This window comes from Bacteroides sp. 3_2_5, from assembly GCF_000159855.2.
GTDB lineage: Bacteria > Bacteroidota > Bacteroidia > Bacteroidales > Bacteroidaceae > Bacteroides > Bacteroides fragilis.
Genome location: NZ_JH636044.1, coordinates 3010862 through 3028464, shown reverse-complemented (window position 1 = coordinate 3028464; position 17603 = coordinate 3010862). Strand labels below are relative to the sequence as shown.

Annotated in this window: 12 protein-coding genes, 2 pseudogenes and 1 riboswitch; of the genes and pseudogenes, 10 read left to right on the top strand and 4 right to left on the bottom strand. The window is 47.7% G+C overall.

What is annotated here, in order from left to right; genetic code table 11:
• Positions 1-512, top strand: a pseudogene (locus BSHG_RS05825) (hypothetical protein); the annotation flags it as partial.
• A 17-nt stretch (positions 513-529) separates the two neighbouring features.
• On the opposite strand, the gene dnaB reads toward BSHG_RS05825, so the two are convergent.
• From dnaB to BSHG_RS05840, 3 genes are all read right to left on the bottom strand, one after another.
• Entirely contained in the window at positions 530-1894 is a 1365-nt protein-coding gene (gene dnaB / locus BSHG_RS05830) for a replicative DNA helicase (protein WP_008660434.1), read from the bottom strand.
• A 23-nt stretch (positions 1895-1917) separates the two neighbouring features.
• The gene (locus BSHG_RS05835) at positions 1918-2538 is read right to left on the bottom strand and encodes a hypothetical protein (RefSeq protein WP_005793525.1); all 621 of its coding nucleotides are present in this window, start codon (positions 2536-2538) and stop codon (positions 1918-1920) included.
• Positions 2539-2897: 359 nt separating this feature from the next.
• The gene (locus BSHG_RS05840) at positions 2898-3209 is read right to left on the bottom strand and encodes a DUF4248 domain-containing protein (protein ID WP_005793527.1); all 312 of its coding nucleotides are present in this window, start codon (positions 3207-3209) and stop codon (positions 2898-2900) included.
• A 170-nt stretch (positions 3210-3379) separates the two neighbouring features.
• Between BSHG_RS05840 and BSHG_RS05845 the strand changes: the two genes are divergently transcribed.
• Positions 3380-4933 carry an ATP-binding protein gene (locus tag BSHG_RS05845; RefSeq protein ID WP_008660431.1) on the top strand — a complete coding sequence of 518 codons (1554 nt, stop codon included), beginning with the start codon at positions 3380-3382 and terminating at the stop codon, positions 4931-4933.
• A 759-nt stretch (positions 4934-5692) separates the two neighbouring features.
• Here the strand turns inward: BSHG_RS05845 and BSHG_RS05850 are convergent.
• The gene (locus BSHG_RS05850; protein WP_008660429.1) at positions 5693-6067 is read right to left on the bottom strand and encodes a hypothetical protein; all 375 of its coding nucleotides are present in this window, start codon (positions 6065-6067) and stop codon (positions 5693-5695) included.
• 207 nt (positions 6068-6274) lie between these two features.
• Here BSHG_RS05850 and BSHG_RS05855 point away from each other — a divergent pair.
• The 8 genes and pseudogenes from BSHG_RS05855 to BSHG_RS05885 all read left to right on the top strand — a co-directional run.
• Positions 6275-7054: pseudogene (locus BSHG_RS05855) on the top strand (Tsr25 family tyrosine-type DNA invertase); the annotation flags it as partial.
• Between the two features lie 447 nt (positions 7055-7501).
• Entirely contained in the window at positions 7502-8395 is an 894-nt protein-coding gene (locus tag BSHG_RS05860) for a phage integrase SAM-like domain-containing protein (RefSeq protein WP_004289225.1), read from the top strand.
• 46 nt (positions 8396-8441) lie between these two features.
• A complete protein-coding gene (locus tag BSHG_RS23580; protein ID WP_004289226.1) occupies positions 8442-8771 on the top strand; it encodes a hypothetical protein in 330 nt (109 codons plus the stop codon).
• Positions 8772-9157: 386 nt separating this feature from the next.
• A riboswitch (cobalamin riboswitch) is annotated at positions 9158-9350 on the top strand.
• A 154-nt stretch (positions 9351-9504) separates the two neighbouring features.
• Positions 9505-10422 (top strand): DUF4465 domain-containing protein, encoded by a 918-nt coding sequence (locus tag BSHG_RS05865; protein WP_004289228.1) that lies wholly within the window; start codon positions 9505-9507, stop codon positions 10420-10422.
• 64 nt (positions 10423-10486) lie between these two features.
• Positions 10487-12268 (top strand): PKD-like domain-containing protein, encoded by a 1782-nt coding sequence (locus tag BSHG_RS05870; protein WP_004293827.1) that lies wholly within the window; start codon positions 10487-10489, stop codon positions 12266-12268.
• Between the two features lie 14 nt (positions 12269-12282).
• Positions 12283-14373, top strand: coding sequence for a lipoprotein (locus BSHG_RS05875; RefSeq protein WP_004311297.1), 2091 nt, complete (start codon positions 12283-12285; stop codon positions 14371-14373).
• Positions 14374-14401: 28 nt separating this feature from the next.
• Positions 14402-15502: a YncE family protein gene (locus BSHG_RS05880; RefSeq protein ID WP_004293828.1), complete on the top strand. Its 1101-nt coding sequence runs from the start codon at positions 14402-14404 to the stop codon at positions 15500-15502.
• An 18-nt stretch (positions 15503-15520) separates the two neighbouring features.
• Entirely contained in the window at positions 15521-17599 is a 2079-nt protein-coding gene (locus tag BSHG_RS05885; protein ID WP_004311295.1) for a TonB-dependent receptor plug domain-containing protein, read from the top strand.
• Positions 17600-17603 lie beyond the last annotated feature (4 nt).

The following is a 17603-nucleotide window of genomic DNA, read 5'->3' as shown; positions in this document are numbered from 1 at the left end:
TTCTGGAGGTGAGCACCAAAGAGAAGAACGCCATCGTCCGTAAATTGCCTGCCGAGATCTTTCCTGAGTATTTCCTTATTCGTGTGAACGAGTTCAACAAAGTGGCTGTCACGCCCCTTGAGGAGTGGATTGAATATCTCAAGACAGGTGTGATTCATCCCGACACCAAGGCTCCGGGACTGGAGGAAGCGCGTCGTAAACTTGTCTATTATAACATGAATAAGGCAGAACAATTGGCTTATGATGAACATATCAATGCGATTATGATTCAGAATGATGTATTGAGTACGGCAGCTATGGAGGGCCGTCAGGAAGGTCTTGCCGAGGGCCGTCAGGAAGGTCTTGCCGAGGGCCGCCAGGAAGGTCGTCAGGAGGGTCGTCAGGAAGGTCTTGCCGAAGGCCGCATGGAAGAGAAGCAGGCGAATGCCCGGAGGATGAAGGCATTGAACCTGCCGGTCGAAACCATCTGTCAGGTGACAGGATTGTCCGCCGGAGAGATAGAGAGCCTGTAGACTTCGGCTTTTCCATTTTATTTCGCGTTCCTCCTTATCCATTCCGTCGGCGGCACATAGTCGCCGATTTTTGTCATGCTCCTGTTGTGTCCGAAGTATACATTGCCCGTCTCGCCGTTGCGGTGTTTGGCGATGATGGCTATCCCCAGCCCCTCTGTCGGATATCCGCTCTGCTTGTCCGTTGCCAGGTGTGCCAGTGCCGGGCGATAGAGTAGAACCACCAGGTCGGAATCCTGCTCGATGGCGCCGCTCTCACGCAGATCCGCCAATTCCAGGCGTCCGTACGCCCTGTTTTCGGAGCCGCGGTTGAGTTGGCTCAGCAAGATGACCGGTATGTGCAGTTCCTTGGCCAGCAGCTTGGCTTTACGGCTGGCCTGTGCCACCTCTTGTTCCCGGTTCCGGTTGTTCTGTTCGGTGCGCATGTCGCACAGTTGCAGATAGTCGATGATGATAAAGTCGCACTTGCCTTTGCTTTGCAGCAACCGTGCGCTTGAGCGTACCCGGTCCATGCTCATATCCGGGTTGTCGTCTACGCAGATGGGCAGTCTTGCCAGTTCTCCTGCGGTCTGCCGGGCTTGCAGCCATGTTTCCTGCGACACTTTACCGCTTCGCCAGAGGTGCGGGTCCACCTCTCCTGCCGACAGGAGCCATCGGTCACCCAACCGTTCGCCCTGCATCTCGAGGCTGTACACCACCGTATGATGTCCTGCCGCTGCTGCGACTTTAGCCAGATGGAGCGCGAAGGCGGTTTTCCCCACTGCCGGCCGGGCGGCGATGGTGATCAGGTCATTGTTTTGCCATCCGCCCGTCATCTTGTCCAGTTCGGTCAGTCCGGTAGGGATGCCGGTCACTCCGTCCTTGTTTTTCCGCATTCGCCCTTCCGCTTCCACCAGGGTGGCCTGCATCAGAGAGTCCATATCCCGTAGTTGCCGGTTGTGTCCGCAGGCTCCTTCAAGCCTGTCCAGCAGGTTGTGAGCATCCACCAGCGTGTCTGTCAGGTCGATGGTTTCATCGCCGGAGAGGGTCAGCAGCTTGCTGAATCCCACGATCATTTCTCTTCGGATGTACTTCTGGTGCACGATGCGCGCATGATATTCCAGATGTGCCGAACTTGCCACCCGGCTGCTCAGTTGGGTGATGTAGAACGGCCCTCCGGCATCGTCCAGCTTTCCGCGCTTGCGCAGCTCTTCGGTGGCGGTGAGGATGTCGATGTTCGTACCGGCGTGAAACATCGCCTGCAGTGCGGCATAAATCAGTTGATGACGGGTGACATAAAACATTTCCGGTTTCAGCAGTTCGTCAACCAGTGCCATGCCTTCTTTTTCGATCAGGCAGGCTCCGAGGATGGTTTCCTCGAGTTCGGGTGCTTGGGGTTGTAGCATAATGATTTGGATTTGTGGTGGGTTTAAAACTCATATTCATTCAGGAACGCTTTATCCGCCAGATACGTGGCCGCCTGTTTGCAGAAGCGTATATCTTTTTGGTGGGCATAATATTCCTCGATGTTTTCCAAGGCCAGCTTCTTCTCCGTTGCCGTCAGTTTATTCCATTCTTTCCGGGCACGGGCTATGTTTATCTTGTCCTTTTGGGTGATGCGGTGGTAGAGGTCCCAGAAGTCGTCGAAACCCTCCGTGGCATGGTTGCTCCGGGTGGCGGCCGCCTTTTTCTGTCCGGTCCAGAGGTCATAGTCTATCACCCGTAGCAGGGTGATTCCGGCGGAGTTCTCCACGGCCTCCATGATTCCGGATTTAAACAGGGTTTCGAAGAAGTGGCGGGTGCGATAGCGGCTCCATCCCAGCACCTTTTCCCAGTGGCTGTAGGTGTATACCGTCTCTCCCCGTCGGCAGATCATCCGGTTGCCTTGCACACAGATCTCCGTATCCGAATAGTTGACCAGCGCCAATACGCGTATCCACGCTTCCAGATAGCCCTCTGTGCCCAATCCGGCTTTGAGGAAATCTTCGATCAGGGATTTGGGGATCAGGATATATCCTTTTTTCAGAATTGTTTCAGTCGATGCGTTCATAGTATTTCATTTTACAGGTTATCGAGTGTACCGCTCTTTCCCGAACGGTGTGACAAAGCTAAGCACGGACAGCCGGTGATGCAAGAAAGTGATGCAGAGTGCCGCATTACGGCGCAAAAAGTCACAGGGTCCTCTGCAGGGCAGCGCACGCTCTGCGGGGGTGAAACCGAGCCTCGTCCGGGCCTTTCCGGAACCTCTGTTTCCATCATCCGGAGCCTCTAAACCACCAACACGGACACCAACATGCTTTGGTACTCCTAATGCGCTGTTGCTCAGCTTTCTGTGCGGATGAATTTAGAGGCCGCCAACATGCAGACCTGCACATAAATAAATAATAAACAAAAGATATATAAAATATATCAGTCGAATTTGCGGTCGGCGAACAGTTTTTGAACCCGATCCGCGGGGTGCTCGCGCAGCCACTTGTACACCGTGTCGGGCATTCCCCAGTGACGGATCACGATACAGATCTGGCGCGGCGTCAACAGTGTGTTGGGACGCTTGTATCCCGCTTCCAGCAGTTCGGCGTACAGGTTCGGATAGCGTTCTATCTCGTCGCGCATCCGTTTGCCTGCCGAGCGGGGATAAACACAGGTTGTGAAATATGCCATCGCCACGTCCGACAGCAGGCAGCTTCCGTTCAGCAGCCAGTCAAAATTTAATTCTTTCATAATTGTTGCTTTTATTTACGTGACAAAATTACATCTCTCTTGTGTGAAGTGAAAAACTTTTTTTACTGTCACGGCGTTGCTTTTCAAGTATGACATGCGAAACACAGAAAAAAATAGTATCTTTGTATCCACAGATGGGTCTGTTACTTATCTCCGGAACAATAAAGAATATGAGCGATAAAATCTATCCTATCGGAATACAGAATTTTGAGAAAATCCGTAAAGAGGGTTTTTTCTATGTAGATAAAACCGCATTGGTTTATCAAATGGTGAAGACGGGGAGTTATTATTTCCTGAGCCGCCCCCGTCGCTTTGGGAAGAGTCTGCTTGTTTCTACTCTCGAGGCCTATTTTCGGGGAAAAAAGGAACTCTTTGAAGGACTGGCGATGGAAAAGCTCGAGAAAGAGTGGATAGAACATCCGATATTGCATCTGGATTTAAATATAGAGAAATATGACTCACCGCAAAGCCTTGAGGATATATTGGAGAAAGCCATTGTGTCATGGGAGAAACTCTATGGAGCTGAACCTTCGGAGCGCTCTTTGTCTCTGCGCTTTGCCGGTGTCATAGAGCGTGCCTGTAAACTGACGGGGCATCGTGTAGTCATTCTGGTGGATGAATATGATAAGCCCATGCTGCAATCCATTGGGGATGAAGAATTGCAAAAAGAGTTTCGCAAGACCTTGCAAGCCTTTTATGGAGCTATCAAAACAATGGATGGATACATCCGGTTCGCTTTTCTGACCGGTGTCACCAAGTTTGGTAAAGTGAGTGTATTCAGTGCTTTGAACAATCTGATCGATTTGTCGATGGACGAACGTTACGTGGCATTGTGCGGCATCACCGAGGAGGAAATACGGACCAATCTGGATCAAGAGTTGTACGAACTTGCCGACAGGCAGAGGATGGGTTATGAAGAGGTGTGCCGTGAATTGAAGGCATGCTATGACGGGTACCATTTTGTGGAAGATTCGATCGGCATTTACAATCCTTTCAGCTTGCTGAATACGTTCTATAAAATGAAATTTGGAAATTATTGGTTTGAAACGGGTACTCCTACCTATCTGGTAGAACTCTTGCAGATACATCACTATGATCTTCATAAAATGGCGCATGTGGAAACCGATGCGGATGTATTGAACAGCATCGACTCTTCCTCTACCGATCCTATTCCCGTAATTTATCAGAGCGGTTACCTCACCATCAAGGGGTATGACCGTGAATTCGGGATTTACCGTTTGGGATTCCCGAATCGCGAAGTGGAGGAGGGGTTCATGAAGTTTCTGCTTCCTTATTATGCGGACACCAATAAAGTAGAAGCCCCGTTTGAAATTCAGAAGTTCGTACAAGAGGTTCGTGCCGGGGACTATGATTCTTTTTTCCGCCGTCTGCAGAGTTTCTTTGCGGATACCCCTTACGAAATGATTCGTGATCGGGAACTGCACTATCAGAATGTGCTTTTCATCGTCTTTAAGCTAATGGGATTCTATACGCAAGTGGAATATCATACCGCTGAAGGGCGTGTCGATCTCGTTTTGAAAACAGATAAATTCATTTATGTGATGGAGTTCAAGTTGGATGGCACTGCCGAAGAAGCCCTCCGACAGATCAACGGGAAGCATTATACGCAACCTTTTGCGACTGACGGCCGTAAGCTTTTTAAGATTGGCGTAAATTTCAGTGCCCAAACCCGAAACATCGAAAAGTGGATCGTTGAATCCTGATATTTAGTAACGATTAAAAAATAAAATGAACGATAAGAAGAAACACCTAAGGCGGTGCTTCAGCATCGCTGCGCACGAATATAAGGCTTTTTGCTACAATAACAAGCGATGAACTATATTTCTTAAATGAAAGAGCCGTGAATCAAAAACAATAAATATGGCAACTATTTTGTATTTTAAGAGAATTGTTTTATCTTCGCAGCAACATGCTTACCCCGCTTCCCGTCAGATCAGCGCGCTCAGGGTAAGCTTTTTATTTTTATACTAGTGGCTGTACGTACACAAGTCGCCTACATACTTATATTGAGCATGATTGTGTATCTTTTGGATATAATCAATCCTAACCATTTGTTTGTGACAAGGTTTAAGGATTTATTAAACCGTTACCCTTCAATTGATGTCCGGGCAATGGGATTTCCTGCAAATTGGGAGAATGAAGATATTTGGAAATAGGCAACGCTGTTGCCTGAATTGAACTAAGCCGCTCCGCACTGCTATCCATTTTTCCCTGTCGACAATAAGTTCTTCCCCGCGGTATATACGGCATATCCTTGATTCAATCCTGCCGTGTGAACTAACAATGATAAAACAGAAGTTATTAGAGATGACAAACAAGTATCCGATTGTCATCCTGACGGGACCTCGGCGTCGGGTAAATCTACTTTGTTGAAAACATCTTTGGGTGAAGTTCTCTCTTAGAAAAACAATATACTAAGCAACCCATAAGCATTGCCCACTATGTAGGTTGACTGATGAAGCTTACCCACCCCTTTCCCTTTTAAAATACCCCAGTACCGTGCAAGGCGACAACTTGTGGCGGTCGTGGTAGCGTGACTCGAACTCGTAGCGGGTGCAGAGCCAGCGGCAGAAGCAGCGGTAAGTGATGCGCAGGTTCAGGCGCCGTTGCAGGTCTTCGTAAAACAGGGCGATCCGGGTGAAGAAGTCGCTTACCTGCTTTCGGGCGATTTTCCGTTTCCGGGGGGCTTGTGCAGAGGCGGCCTGTTCCTCCCGTTCTATCAGGTATCGCAGCACACGGATGTCTTTTTCTATCTTATCTTCTTGTTCGTGCAGTCTTTGTTGTTTCTGTTCCTTTTTTCTTAATGACTCTTTCAGGTCCTGGATGCTCTTTTTCATCTTACTTTGAGGTTTGTATGGGATGGCTGGATGCCAATGTTTGTTAAAACGACGTTAGGATCGGCAAAGATATACAAAAAGTGTACAGCATATCGTCCCAAGGATTGTTCCGTAAAGTCTCTTTATATGTGTTTTGTAAAGATATAGGTTCGGTTATCCGGCTTTCTGTACAATTTATATTTAAGGGGATATTGTAAATTAAAAACAATGAATAAGATGAATGAAACATTAACAGTATTTATGATTTCGGAGATTGAAAGGTTCCGTGAAGAGGGCCGTGAGTCCGCCCGGCGCATTTACCACAACATGCTGCGTTTGCTCAGGGAGAGCGCGGGAAAGGAGGAGATAGGATTTGAAGAGGTGACCCCGGCATTTCTGGGGAATTACGAATTTCTGCTGCTTGGCCGGGGGCTTAGCTGGAACACGGTGTCTACTTACATGCGTGCCCTGCGTGCGGGCTACAACCGGGGGATGAAGGGGCGTCCGGGATATGTGACCGGGCTTTTCGACAAGGTATACACCGGTACGCGCTCCGACGTGAAGCGTGCCGTGGATGCCCGCACGGTGGGGCGTATGATCCGCATGTCGGGGTGTCCGGATGAATCGGCCTCGGCGAAGGCTGTGGACTGGTTTGTGCTGATGTTTATGCTGCGGGGCATCCCGTTTGTCGATCTGGCACACCTGCGCAGGAGCAATCTTGACAAGGGGGTGCTGACCTACTGCCGGCATAAGACGGGGCAGGAGGTCAGCATTACCGTGCCCCGTGAGGCGATGGACATCATCAACCGGAGGATGGCGGAGAACGATCATCCGAGCTACCTGCTGCCCATCCTGGGACAACCCCGTACCGGGAAACGTCGGCAGGAGAAGGTGCTGACTCCTTATCAGGAATATCAATGTGAACTGCGCAACCTGAACCGCCGGCTGGAACGGGTGTCGGTGGATTTGAGATTGGGCGGCAGGCTCAGTTCATACACCGCGAAACATCATACAATCTCTATCTAATTGAAAATTAAACAGTTATTTCTGTTTAATTAATATCAGGTAACGATTTAGAAACGAGCGAATTACAATATTCTGTTTTCTTTTGCCTCTGTCAAAGAACGATTCTTTCAATGCAAATATACACTTTACTTGTGACAAAAGCAATCTTTTTCTACATTTAATCGACTTACAGTCAGCCTTAAAGAGGGTATCTGGTCTCATTCCATCTTCTTCCTCAAAAATAACATAGCAGTCTAAATTGGTTTATGTATGGGATAGGTCTTGTTCATTCGATCCGGTAGACTACTATACATAAAAGTATAAAGGCGAGATACGACAAGGAGATGCCATGCTTTTGTGTAAGGGGAATCTCTCTTAGCTTATCGCAGACCATGTATAGCTAAGTGTTTTGAGAATAAACAGTCTGTAAAAAACGGAAAGACACCGATTATGGGCCGTATCACCATCAATGGAACCCAAGCCGGTTTCAGTTGTAAGAAAGAAGTGTCCCTCGCTTTGTGGGACGTCAAAACCAACCGGGCCAAAGGCAAGTCCGAGGAGGCCCGTACACTCAATCAGGAGCTTGACAATATCAAGGCGCAAATCACCAGGCACTACCAGTACATCTGCGACCACGACAGTTTTGTTACAGCCAAGAAAGTCTATAACCGCTATGTCGGCTTCTCAGAGGAATGCCACACCCTTATGAACCTTTTCAGGGAACAGCTGGAACCGTATAAAAAGAAAATCGGCATAGAGAAAGCCGAAAGCACCTACTGCGGTCTGGTTGCCGATTACAAGAGTCTCCTGCTTTTCATGAAAAGCAAGAAGAATGCAGAGGATATTGTCATCGAAGAACTTGAGAAATCATTCATCGAGGATTACTACAACTGGATGCTCGGTACATGCGCTTTGGCAAACTCCACTGTCTTCGGGCGTGTCAATACCTTGAAGTGGCTGATGTATATCGCGCAGGAAAAAGGCTGGATACGGGTTCATCCGTTCGCATCATTCGAGTGTATGCCCGAATACAAGAGGCGTTCTTTCCTTTCCGAAGAGGAACTGCAAAGGATAATCCATATAGAACCGAGATACAAACGCCAGCGTGCCATGCGCGACATGTTCCTGTTCATGTGCTTCACCGGTCTTTCCTATGTGGACTTGAAAGCCATAACATACGATAATATCCATACCGACTCCGACGGCGGTACATGGCTGATGGGCAACCGTATAAAAACGGGAGTGGCGTATGTCGTAAAATTATTGCCCATTGCTATCGAACTGATTGAAAAATATAGGGGTACGGATGAAAAGAAAGACTCCCCGAATGTGTCTTTCCGGTAGGTGAATACAATGCCATGCGGCTCAGTCTTGGAATCATAGGCAGGAAATGCAACTCCGGGGCGAGGTCACCCCGCACATCGGACGCCACGCATTTGCCGTTCTGGCCATACTCAAGGGGATGCTGCTGGAAACTCTTCAGAAAGTGTTTGGGCATAAGTCCATCACATACGTCCTGCGCATCCATTCACTTGTCCGGCGCAGGCGGGGCAATCTTTTTCTGGAAGTCGCCCATCTGTACGACCAGCGTGCTGACCAGCTTTCTCAACTCCTAATACGCGCTTGTTTCAATAATTGTCAGTTCCATACTAAAATTCTTTTTAAGATTCTGAATATGCGACAAAGTAACGCACATCCTATATCCTTTCCAAACAGATAATATCAGAGTCTTCCGTTGGCGTGCATTGGCGTATCCAACGTTAAAAGAGAAGGTCCTTCACCTGCATCCATGCGGCAACGGAACTTCCATTCCCTTACTTGTTTTCCATAAATTTATAGGATTAATTTCTGGTGCATGATATTAATAGTCATTATTCTGTCTGCTTTTTTTGCTTGCATAATTGCAGCTAACAGTTATCTATTCCAGAACGCATTGTTATGGAAAATGGCAAGCTGTTTTGTTGGTTTATGGATATTGTGTATGATAATTACCGTCTTCGTTTGTCGTAAACTTGAATGCTCTAATTAAAACAGTACGGTTGTCATGCTTTGTGTGTTTTATTATAAATATTATGAATTATTTGGAATTGATATGTAATATAGATAATTTTGCAGTCGGGAAATGGTTTCGGGAGGTTTACGCCTTCCGAATGAAAAGGGAACCCGGTGAAAATCCGGGACAGTACCCGCTGCTGTGAGTCCACAAAAACGGACATCGAACTTTTGCCACTGGTGTAATACCGGGAAGGCACGATGACCGGGACGAGTCAGAAGACCTGCCATGACCGGAATGAGATTTACACCTGCGGGATATACGGGTCGTAATCAAATAAGGAATAGCTCATCGGCCATTCAATATTTGAAGACAGACATATTCCCGTTCGTGTAAGTCCGCACGAACGGGAATTTTTTGTGTTTGTTAATAATATGTTTTACATTAAAATGAGTGACCTATGAAAAGAAAATTACGCTTTCTGGCAGGTGCCTGTCTATTTACCGCAACCGCCTTGTTCTCTGGCTGTAGCTCGGACGATGACTTTTTGATGGACCCGGTTGATTCCGGAACTTCGCAAACCCGTGCTGTGACAAATTCGGACGGTACTTTAACTATCACTTTCGATGATTTCGATCCCGGCATGTTAGCAGGACCTACCTCGGCCGGAGAAAATCTTTATTCGTACCAAGGGTATCCTCAAGTAACCACCATTTACGACAATACTCCGGAAGAATATCTCTTCCTTTCAATGTTTAATACTGTAGGTGGAAGCACAGAGTATTCCAGCGGCGGCATCGCACTTTCCAACTGGAACATCCGCTCCAATCAGTCGGGAAATACCGGAGACTGGTGGTATTCTTATCTAAACCAATGTTCTGTCTATAACACTGCGGTGGAAGCGGAAGGACAGAATAAGGAAGCCGGGCACAGCGGTTCCAATTTCGGTGTCGTTTACGGATATGTGGATGCTTACAATCAGGCATGGATGGCTAAACCAGAATTTTATTTCAATGTTCCCCGGAAATTGGTCGGCCTGTGGATCTGCAACACCTCATACACTTATGGTGTCATTACTTATGGTAATCAGTTCGGTTCTACGGGGGTAGCGACTCCTCTGAAAGAGATGAAAGGGTATTTCCAAGTGAATCTGGAATGTTATGATGCGAATGGCGGTCTGATCCGCACTTACAAACGTCTTTTAGCCGATTATCGTAACGGCCAACAACAGGTTGATCCTATCACGACATGGGATTATTGGGAAATCAATGCCGAAGGGGTGCAAAGTGTGAAATTCAACTTCGAGGGTTCGGATTCGGGAGCATACGGTTTGAATACTCCGGCTTATATCTGTATTGATGATATCACCATACAATAAAAAGAATACAAGGATATCCCTTCTGTCGGGGGTATCCCTGTTATTTTTCTAAAATCCACACATCATGCATCGTTTTCACTATTTTATTATTTCTGCCTGTATGCTGTTCACCTCCTGCAACAAGGATGAAGTCATTACCGAAGAAGTAGGAGGACAACCTATAATAGAACTTGACAGCGAGACCGGTATTTACACGGTCAAGGTCGATCACGAATTGACTATCGCCCCGACATACCAGAATGTTGAAGATGCTCTTTTTGCTTGGACGATAGACGGTACGCTGGTTTCTTCGGGTCCGTCTCTTCAACGTACATGGAATGAATGCGGGGATTTTTATGTCAAACTAAGAGTAGACAATGCGGAAGGCTATGCCGAAGAGGAACTGAAAGTAGAAGTGAAAGAACTCACCCCTCCGGTCATCTCACTGGCACTACCTTCGCAGGGGCTAAAAGTCGTCCGGAATACCGATTACACATTTACTCCCGATATTCAGCATTCGGATGTCGAAGGGTTCAAAATCGAATGGGTACGGGAAGGAAAAATCGTTTCCACCGAGAATACTTATACTTTCAATGAAAAAGAACTCGGTGTTTATACGGTGACAATCAACGCTTCCAATATAGATGGGACAACAACGAAAGACGTAAGCGTAGAGGTCGTGGAAACGATGCCCTACGTTGTCAAATTCCCGACCCCGTCTTACCTGCAAACATCCACGGACAGGTACACTTTTGCCGACCGTCCTGTTTTCCTGCGTCCGTTGTTGGAGTATTTCGACAATCCCCGTTTTGAGTGGAGTGTGGACGGTCAGGTCATGGAAGGAGAAGTGGAACGCATGTTCAAGTTCACGCCGTCCGCACCCGGAGAATACACCGTCTCCTGTACTGTGTCGGAAGACACACCGACGGAAAAAATAAGCAGGAATATCGACAAAGGGAAAACGGCTGTCACTGCCACCGTAAAAGTCGTTTGTGTGGACAAAAAGGAACAAGACGGCTTCCGGGCTTCGGGAAGTTCCAAGCTCTGGAATAAAGTCTATGAATATACCCCAGCTCCCGGCCAATTTATCAACGAGACGAGCACGATAGGCGGTATGACCGGCAACGAAACATCCCCTGAAGCGGCTGTCGCATGGGCAACACAGCGTTTGAAAGACAAACTGCACGTCTCTTTAGGTTCTTTCGGGGGTTATATCATCGTCGGCTTCGACCACAGTATTCCCAATTCGGGTAACCAATATGATTTCTGTGTTCAGGGGAACGCCTTTGACGGCAGTTCCGAACCGGGTATCGTATGGGTCATGCAAGATATAAACGGAAACGGATTGCCGGATGACGAGTGGTACGAACTGAAAGGATCTGAAGCAGGCAAGGAAGAAACAATACAGAATTTTGAAGTGACCTATTACCGTCCGGAAGGCAAAAAAATGGATGTCCAATGGATCAGTTCCGACGGTAGAAACGGCTGGGTAGACTATCTGTCCGCTTATCATACACAAGACTATTATTATCCGGCTTGGATTTCGGAAAACAGTTATACCCTGACAGGCACTTGTCTGGCCGCCCGCAACACCCAAGATTCTCAAACCGGTTATTGGGATAATCAGAGTTATGACTGGGGGTACGTGGATAATTTCGGAAACGACCAGATAGAAGGCGGCAGTACGGTGGATGGAAGCGGACAAAGGAACGGTTTCAAAATTTCCAATGCCATCCATGCCGATGGAACGGAAGCCAATCTGCAATATATTGACTTTATCAAAATACAATGCGGTGTTCTGGCCAAAAGCGGCTGGCTGGGCGAAGTTTCTACGGAGGTATTTTCTTTTGAGGATCTAACCAAATAATAAAAATTACAAGTATGAAAATTTATTTTCTTCCCATGCTCCTATCCTTGTTCTTTTTGGGAGCGTGTGACAAAAACGATGAAATTATACCTGAAGATGCAGATGAAAATTTCATCACATCGGTCGTGATGACCGTGGACGGGAAATCGTACACGGCCGACATTACGGACAATACAGTAACAATAACCGTTCCCTATACGGTATCGCTGAACAACGCCGAAGTGGAATTCAAGTACACAACTTCTGCAACAATCATACCTGATCCTGAAACGGTAACGGACTGGGATAACGAACGAACCTTCCGGGTGACATCCTATAACGGAGATGCCCGCGAATATACCTATAAGGTCGTGAAAAGCGAGATAGAATCTGACGGAGATGTGGAGTTGAAGACCACCGAGGAGGTAGCTTCTTTTGCCGCAACCAAAACAACCGTTGTCAAAGGGAACCTGATTATCGGCTCTGATGCGGAAGAGGCAGAAAAAATCACTGACATATCTGCATTGGCATCTTTGAAAGAGGTTACTGGCAACATTGTCATTCGTAACAGTTACAACGGTGCAGACTTGACAGGGTTGGATAATATCGTTTCTGCCGGAGGTTTACAGGTAGGTTCGACCGATGTCGCCTCGAAAGCTACGGAACTTCACATGATTTCCATGAAAGCATTGGAAACGCTCTCCGGAGACATATCGGTATATAACGACCAAGTGACGTATGTCCTATTCGAGAAACTGGCAACTATTGAAGGAAGCGTGATGTTCAATGCGTCGTCGTTACAGAGTTTTGAGTTTCCGGTTCTGACTACTGTAGGTCAGGATCTGAATCTTCAAGGACTCAATGAAGAGAACACAGCAGCCGGTTCGATTGCGTCTTTGGAAATACCGGAACTGACAAGTGTCGGAGGGGTCTTGTCCGTAAACAATCTTGCCAAGCTGACTTCCATGAGCTTCCTTAAGCTGAAAGAGACCGGTGGCCTTGATTTCCATACCGTCCCCGTGATGTTGGAAACCATCAACCTTCCGGAAATCGAAACAGTAAACGGAAGTATTATTATGGAAGCCAATATGGAAGCTCCTCCTACCGGTAGTTTTGTTCCCCAACGAAATGACGTGCTTCAGGCTTTCGGTGGAATGGACAAACTGACAACGATAAAGGGACAGATAAAGATAAAGAATTTCACGGCACTCAAACAACTTCCCGACTGGAGCAAGATCACCACACTTGGAAGCATCACGCTGGATTATCTTGAAGATGTGAGCGGAACACTGCTGTTGCCGAACGCCCGATTTGAAACCTTCGGAGAAACAGCGCCCCAGATTGAAATTATAAACAAGGTGCAGCTCTCCAAAATTGAAACAGCCGAAGATTTGTCAAATGTAAATTTTGTCATCACCAGTCTCACGAATAATAAGTTCCCTGAAATCACGTTCAAGAATATCAAAGACTTCACTTGTAAGCCAACCACCAACAATACCGATTATACCATATCGACAATTCAACATGTATATGGAAATCTAAATGTGACAGGCCAAATGCGAAGCAATGCCAAATTTCCCGACTTGGAAATCATAGATGGATATGGATATATCCAAATACCCATGTTTGCTTCAATCACAATGCCAGTCTTGAAAGAAGTGGGAGGACAGTTCTATTTATCTGGAAATTTTACCAGTTGTAACTTGCCCTTACTATCCAAAGTTTGTTGTTCAGCTTCTCCTGTATATTATAAAGAGGGAGAGGGTTCGTTAGCAATATCTTTACAAAGTAAATCGCTGGATATTCCGGAATTGCTTCACGTAGGAGGTGAAGGGTTGTTCGTTAATAAAGCAACAGGCATTACTTGTGATAAATTACAGACTATAGATGGTACGCTACAGATAAAAAGTGCGACTTCTCTTTCTCAGGAAACACTTTCCATGGAGAAGTTGGAGACCTTGCATGGGGTTGTTTTTGACGGTTTGACGAAATTTACCGACTACACTTTCTTCGGCAAGTTTATAGAAAACGGAATGATTACGGGGGAAAGTTGGAGCGTGACGAAATGTGGGTATAACCCAACCTTCCAAAATATGAAGGACAAACAATATACGCAGCAGGATTAAACCTTATACCTTAACCAGAGTACCCGTAATGATTCGGGTACTCTTTTTTATCCGAATGACAATGAGCAGAACAATACAACGGATTTGCCTTTTTCTTTTCTGCCTGCCAGTTTTCGGCAGTTGCATGAAATGGGATTACGGAGAGATGGAAGATTTCTCTGTATCGGCCTCTGGTCTTTTCATTACCAACGAGGGGAATTTCCAGTACAGCAATGCCACGCTTTCCTACTACGATCCCGCCACGTGCGAAGTGGAGAATGAAGTGTTTTACCGTGCCAACGGGTTCAAGTTGGGCGATGTGGCCCAGTCTATGGTTATCCGGGACGGTATAGGCTGGATCGTGGTGAACAACTCGCATGTGATTTTCGCCATCGACATCAATACTTTCAAGGAAGTGGGCCGTATCACAGGTTTCACCTCACCCCGGTATATCCATTTTCTGTCGGATGAGAAAGCCTATGTGACGCAGATATGGGACTACCGTATCTTCATCATCAACCCCAAGACATACGAGATTACCGGCTATATCGAATGTCCAGACATGGACATGGAATCGGGTTCCACCGAACAAATGGTACAATACGGCAAGTACGTCTATGTGAACTGCTGGTCGTACCAGAACCGCATCCTGAAAATCGACACGGAGACGGACAAGGTCGTGGACGAACTGACCATCGGCATACAACCTACTTCGCTGGTCATGGACAAATACAACAAGATGTGGACCATCACGGATGGCGGTTACGAGGGCAGCCCATACGGTTACGAGGCACCGTCTCTCTATCGTATAGACGCCGAGACTTTCACCGTAGAGAAACAGTTCAAGTTTAAGCTGGGCGACTGGCCTTCGGAAGTCCAGCTCAACGGTACACGGGATACACTTTACTGGATCAACAACGATATTTGGCGAATGCCGGTGGAAGCCGACCGTGTTCCCGTCCGGCCTTTTCTGGAGTTTCGGGACACCAAATACTACGGCCTTACGGTCAATCCCAACAACGGGGAGGTATATGTGGCCGACGCTATTGATTACCAGCAACAAGGTATCGTGTATCGCTATTCGCCGCAAGGCAAGCTGATCGATGAATTTTACGTGGGAATCATTCCGGGAGCTTTCTGCTGGAAATAACGAGGAAGGAGGACAAAAATGAAAAGACATCTTATTCTATTGTTCGTGGGGGTAAGCCTGCCCTTTCTGCTTGCCGCCCAGCAGAAAAATTCCGTCAGCATTACCAAAAGGGTACTACGTATTCCGGAGGTTACGGTGGTGGGCAAACGACCTATGAAGGATATAGGCGTGCAACGAACCCGTTTCGATTCCATCGCCATGAAAGAGAACATCGCCTTGTCTATGGCCGATGTGCTGACATTCAACTCATCCGTTTTTGTCAAGAACTACGGACGCGCCACGTTATCCACCGTGGCTTTCCGGGGTACCTCTCCCTCGCATACCCAAGTGACGTGGAATGGTATGCGCATTAACAACCCGATGCTGGGCATGACGGATTTTTCCACCATCCCTTCTTACTTTATCGATGATGCCTCGCTGCTGCACGGAACGTCATCGGTAAACGAAACGGGCGGCGGCTTGGGTGGTCTGGTCAGGCTCTCCACTTCTCCGGCCAACCATGAAGGGTTCGGGTTGCAGTACGTGCAGGGAGTGGGGTCGTTCAGCACGTTCGACGAGTTTCTCCGCCTGACCTACGGTGACAAACACTGGCAGTCCTCCACCCGTGTGGTGTATTCCTCTTCCCCCAACGACTACAAATACCGAAACCGGGACAAGAAGGAAAACATCTATGACGAGGACAAGAACATCATCGGTTCCTATTACCCGACGGAACGCAACCGCAGCGGGGCTTATAAGGATCTGCACGTCTTGCAGGAAATTTATTATAACACGGGCGAAGGCGACAAGTTCGGGCTAAACGCCTGGTATATCAATTCCAACCGGGAACTGGCGATGCTCAGCACGGATTACGGGAACGACATGGACTTCGAGAACCGCCAAAGGGAGCAGACGTTTCGCGGCGTCCTCTCGTGGGATCGCGTGCGGGAGAAATGGAAGGTCGGTGTAAAAGGCGGCTATATACACACATGGATGGCCTATGATTACAAGCGGGACAAGGGAAACGGCGAAATGGCTTCGATGACCCGCTCACGCAGTAAGATTAACACGTTCTACGGAAGTGCGGACGGGGATTATGCTCCTTCAGAGAAATGGCTGTTCACGGCCGGTGTTTCCGTACACCAGCATTTGGTGGAAAGCGCGGACAAAAATATCATCTCGCAGGAAGGTAACAAGGCTGTTGTCGGGTATGACAAGGGACGTGTCGAGTTTTCCGGTTCCGTTTCTGCGAAATGGCGGCCTGTCGATCGTTTTGCCGCCTCGCTTGTCCTTCGCGAGGATATGTTCGGTACGGAATGGGCCCCGGTTATCCCGGCTTTCTTCATCGACGGGGTACTGTCGAAAAAAGGCAATATCGTGGCGAAAGCATCCATCTCCCGGAACTACCGTTTTCCCACGCTGAACGACCTCTATTTTCTGCCGGGCGGTAATCCCGACCTGAAAAGCGAGCACGGCTTCACATACGACGTGGGGTTGTCGTTCTCGGTGGGGAAAGAAAATGTATATGCTTTGAGCGGTGGTATCAACTGGTTCGATTCGCACATCGACGACTGGATCATCTGGCTACCCACAACCAAGGGATTCTTCTCCCCCAGAAACCTCAAAAAGGTACATGCTTACGGGGCAGAGACCAACGCCCACCTTGATATAATGCTCGGAAAGGACTGGAAACTGGATATGAACGGAACTTTCTCGTGGACTCCCTCGATCAACGAGAGCGAACCGATGAGTCCGGCAGACCAATCCGTCGGCAAACAGTTGCCATACGTGCCGGAGTTTTCCGCAACGGTGACCGGACGTCTGTCATGGCGGACATGGAGCCTGCTTTACAAATGGTGTTATTACAGCCAGCGTTATACCATGTCGAGTAATGACTATACCCTGACGGGCTATCTGCCCCCTTACTTCATGAATAACGTGACACTGGAAAAACAGCTCTCTTTCCGATGGGCCGATCTGTCGCTAAAGGGCAGCATCAACAACCTGTTCGATGAAGAATACCTTTCCGTATTGTCCCGTCCCATGCCGGGCATCAATTTCGAGATATTCATCGGCATAACACCCAAGTTCGGAAAAAACAAAAATAGTAAACGATAATCTG

What these genes read in the sequence shown, in the direction of transcription:
- dnaB (WP_008660434.1), bottom strand. Translation starts at nt 1,894, where the DNA reads ATGCTACAACCCCAAGCACCCGAACTCGAGGAAACCATCCTCGGAGCC.
- BSHG_RS05835 (WP_005793525.1), bottom strand. Translation starts at nt 2,538, where the DNA reads ATGAACGCATCGACTGAAACAATTCTGAAAAAAGGATATATCCTGATC.
- BSHG_RS05840 (WP_005793527.1), bottom strand. Translation starts at nt 3,209, where the DNA reads ATGAAAGAATTAAATTTTGACTGGCTGCTGAACGGAAGCTGCCTGCTG.
- BSHG_RS05845 (WP_008660431.1), top strand. Translation starts at nt 3,380, where the DNA reads ATGAGCGATAAAATCTATCCTATCGGAATACAGAATTTTGAGAAAATC.
- BSHG_RS05850 (WP_008660429.1), bottom strand. Translation starts at nt 6,067, where the DNA reads ATGAAAAAGAGCATCCAGGACCTGAAAGAGTCATTAAGAAAAAAGGAA.
- BSHG_RS05860 (WP_004289225.1), top strand. Translation starts at nt 7,502, where the DNA reads ATGGGCCGTATCACCATCAATGGAACCCAAGCCGGTTTCAGTTGTAAG.
- BSHG_RS23580 (WP_004289226.1), top strand. Translation starts at nt 8,442, where the DNA reads ATGCAACTCCGGGGCGAGGTCACCCCGCACATCGGACGCCACGCATTT.
- BSHG_RS05865 (WP_004289228.1), top strand. Translation starts at nt 9,505, where the DNA reads ATGAAAAGAAAATTACGCTTTCTGGCAGGTGCCTGTCTATTTACCGCA.
- BSHG_RS05870 (WP_004293827.1), top strand. Translation starts at nt 10,487, where the DNA reads ATGCATCGTTTTCACTATTTTATTATTTCTGCCTGTATGCTGTTCACC.
- BSHG_RS05875 (WP_004311297.1), top strand. Translation starts at nt 12,283, where the DNA reads ATGAAAATTTATTTTCTTCCCATGCTCCTATCCTTGTTCTTTTTGGGA.
- BSHG_RS05880 (WP_004293828.1), top strand. Translation starts at nt 14,402, where the DNA reads ATGATTCGGGTACTCTTTTTTATCCGAATGACAATGAGCAGAACAATA.
- BSHG_RS05885 (WP_004311295.1), top strand. Translation starts at nt 15,521, where the DNA reads ATGAAAAGACATCTTATTCTATTGTTCGTGGGGGTAAGCCTGCCCTTT.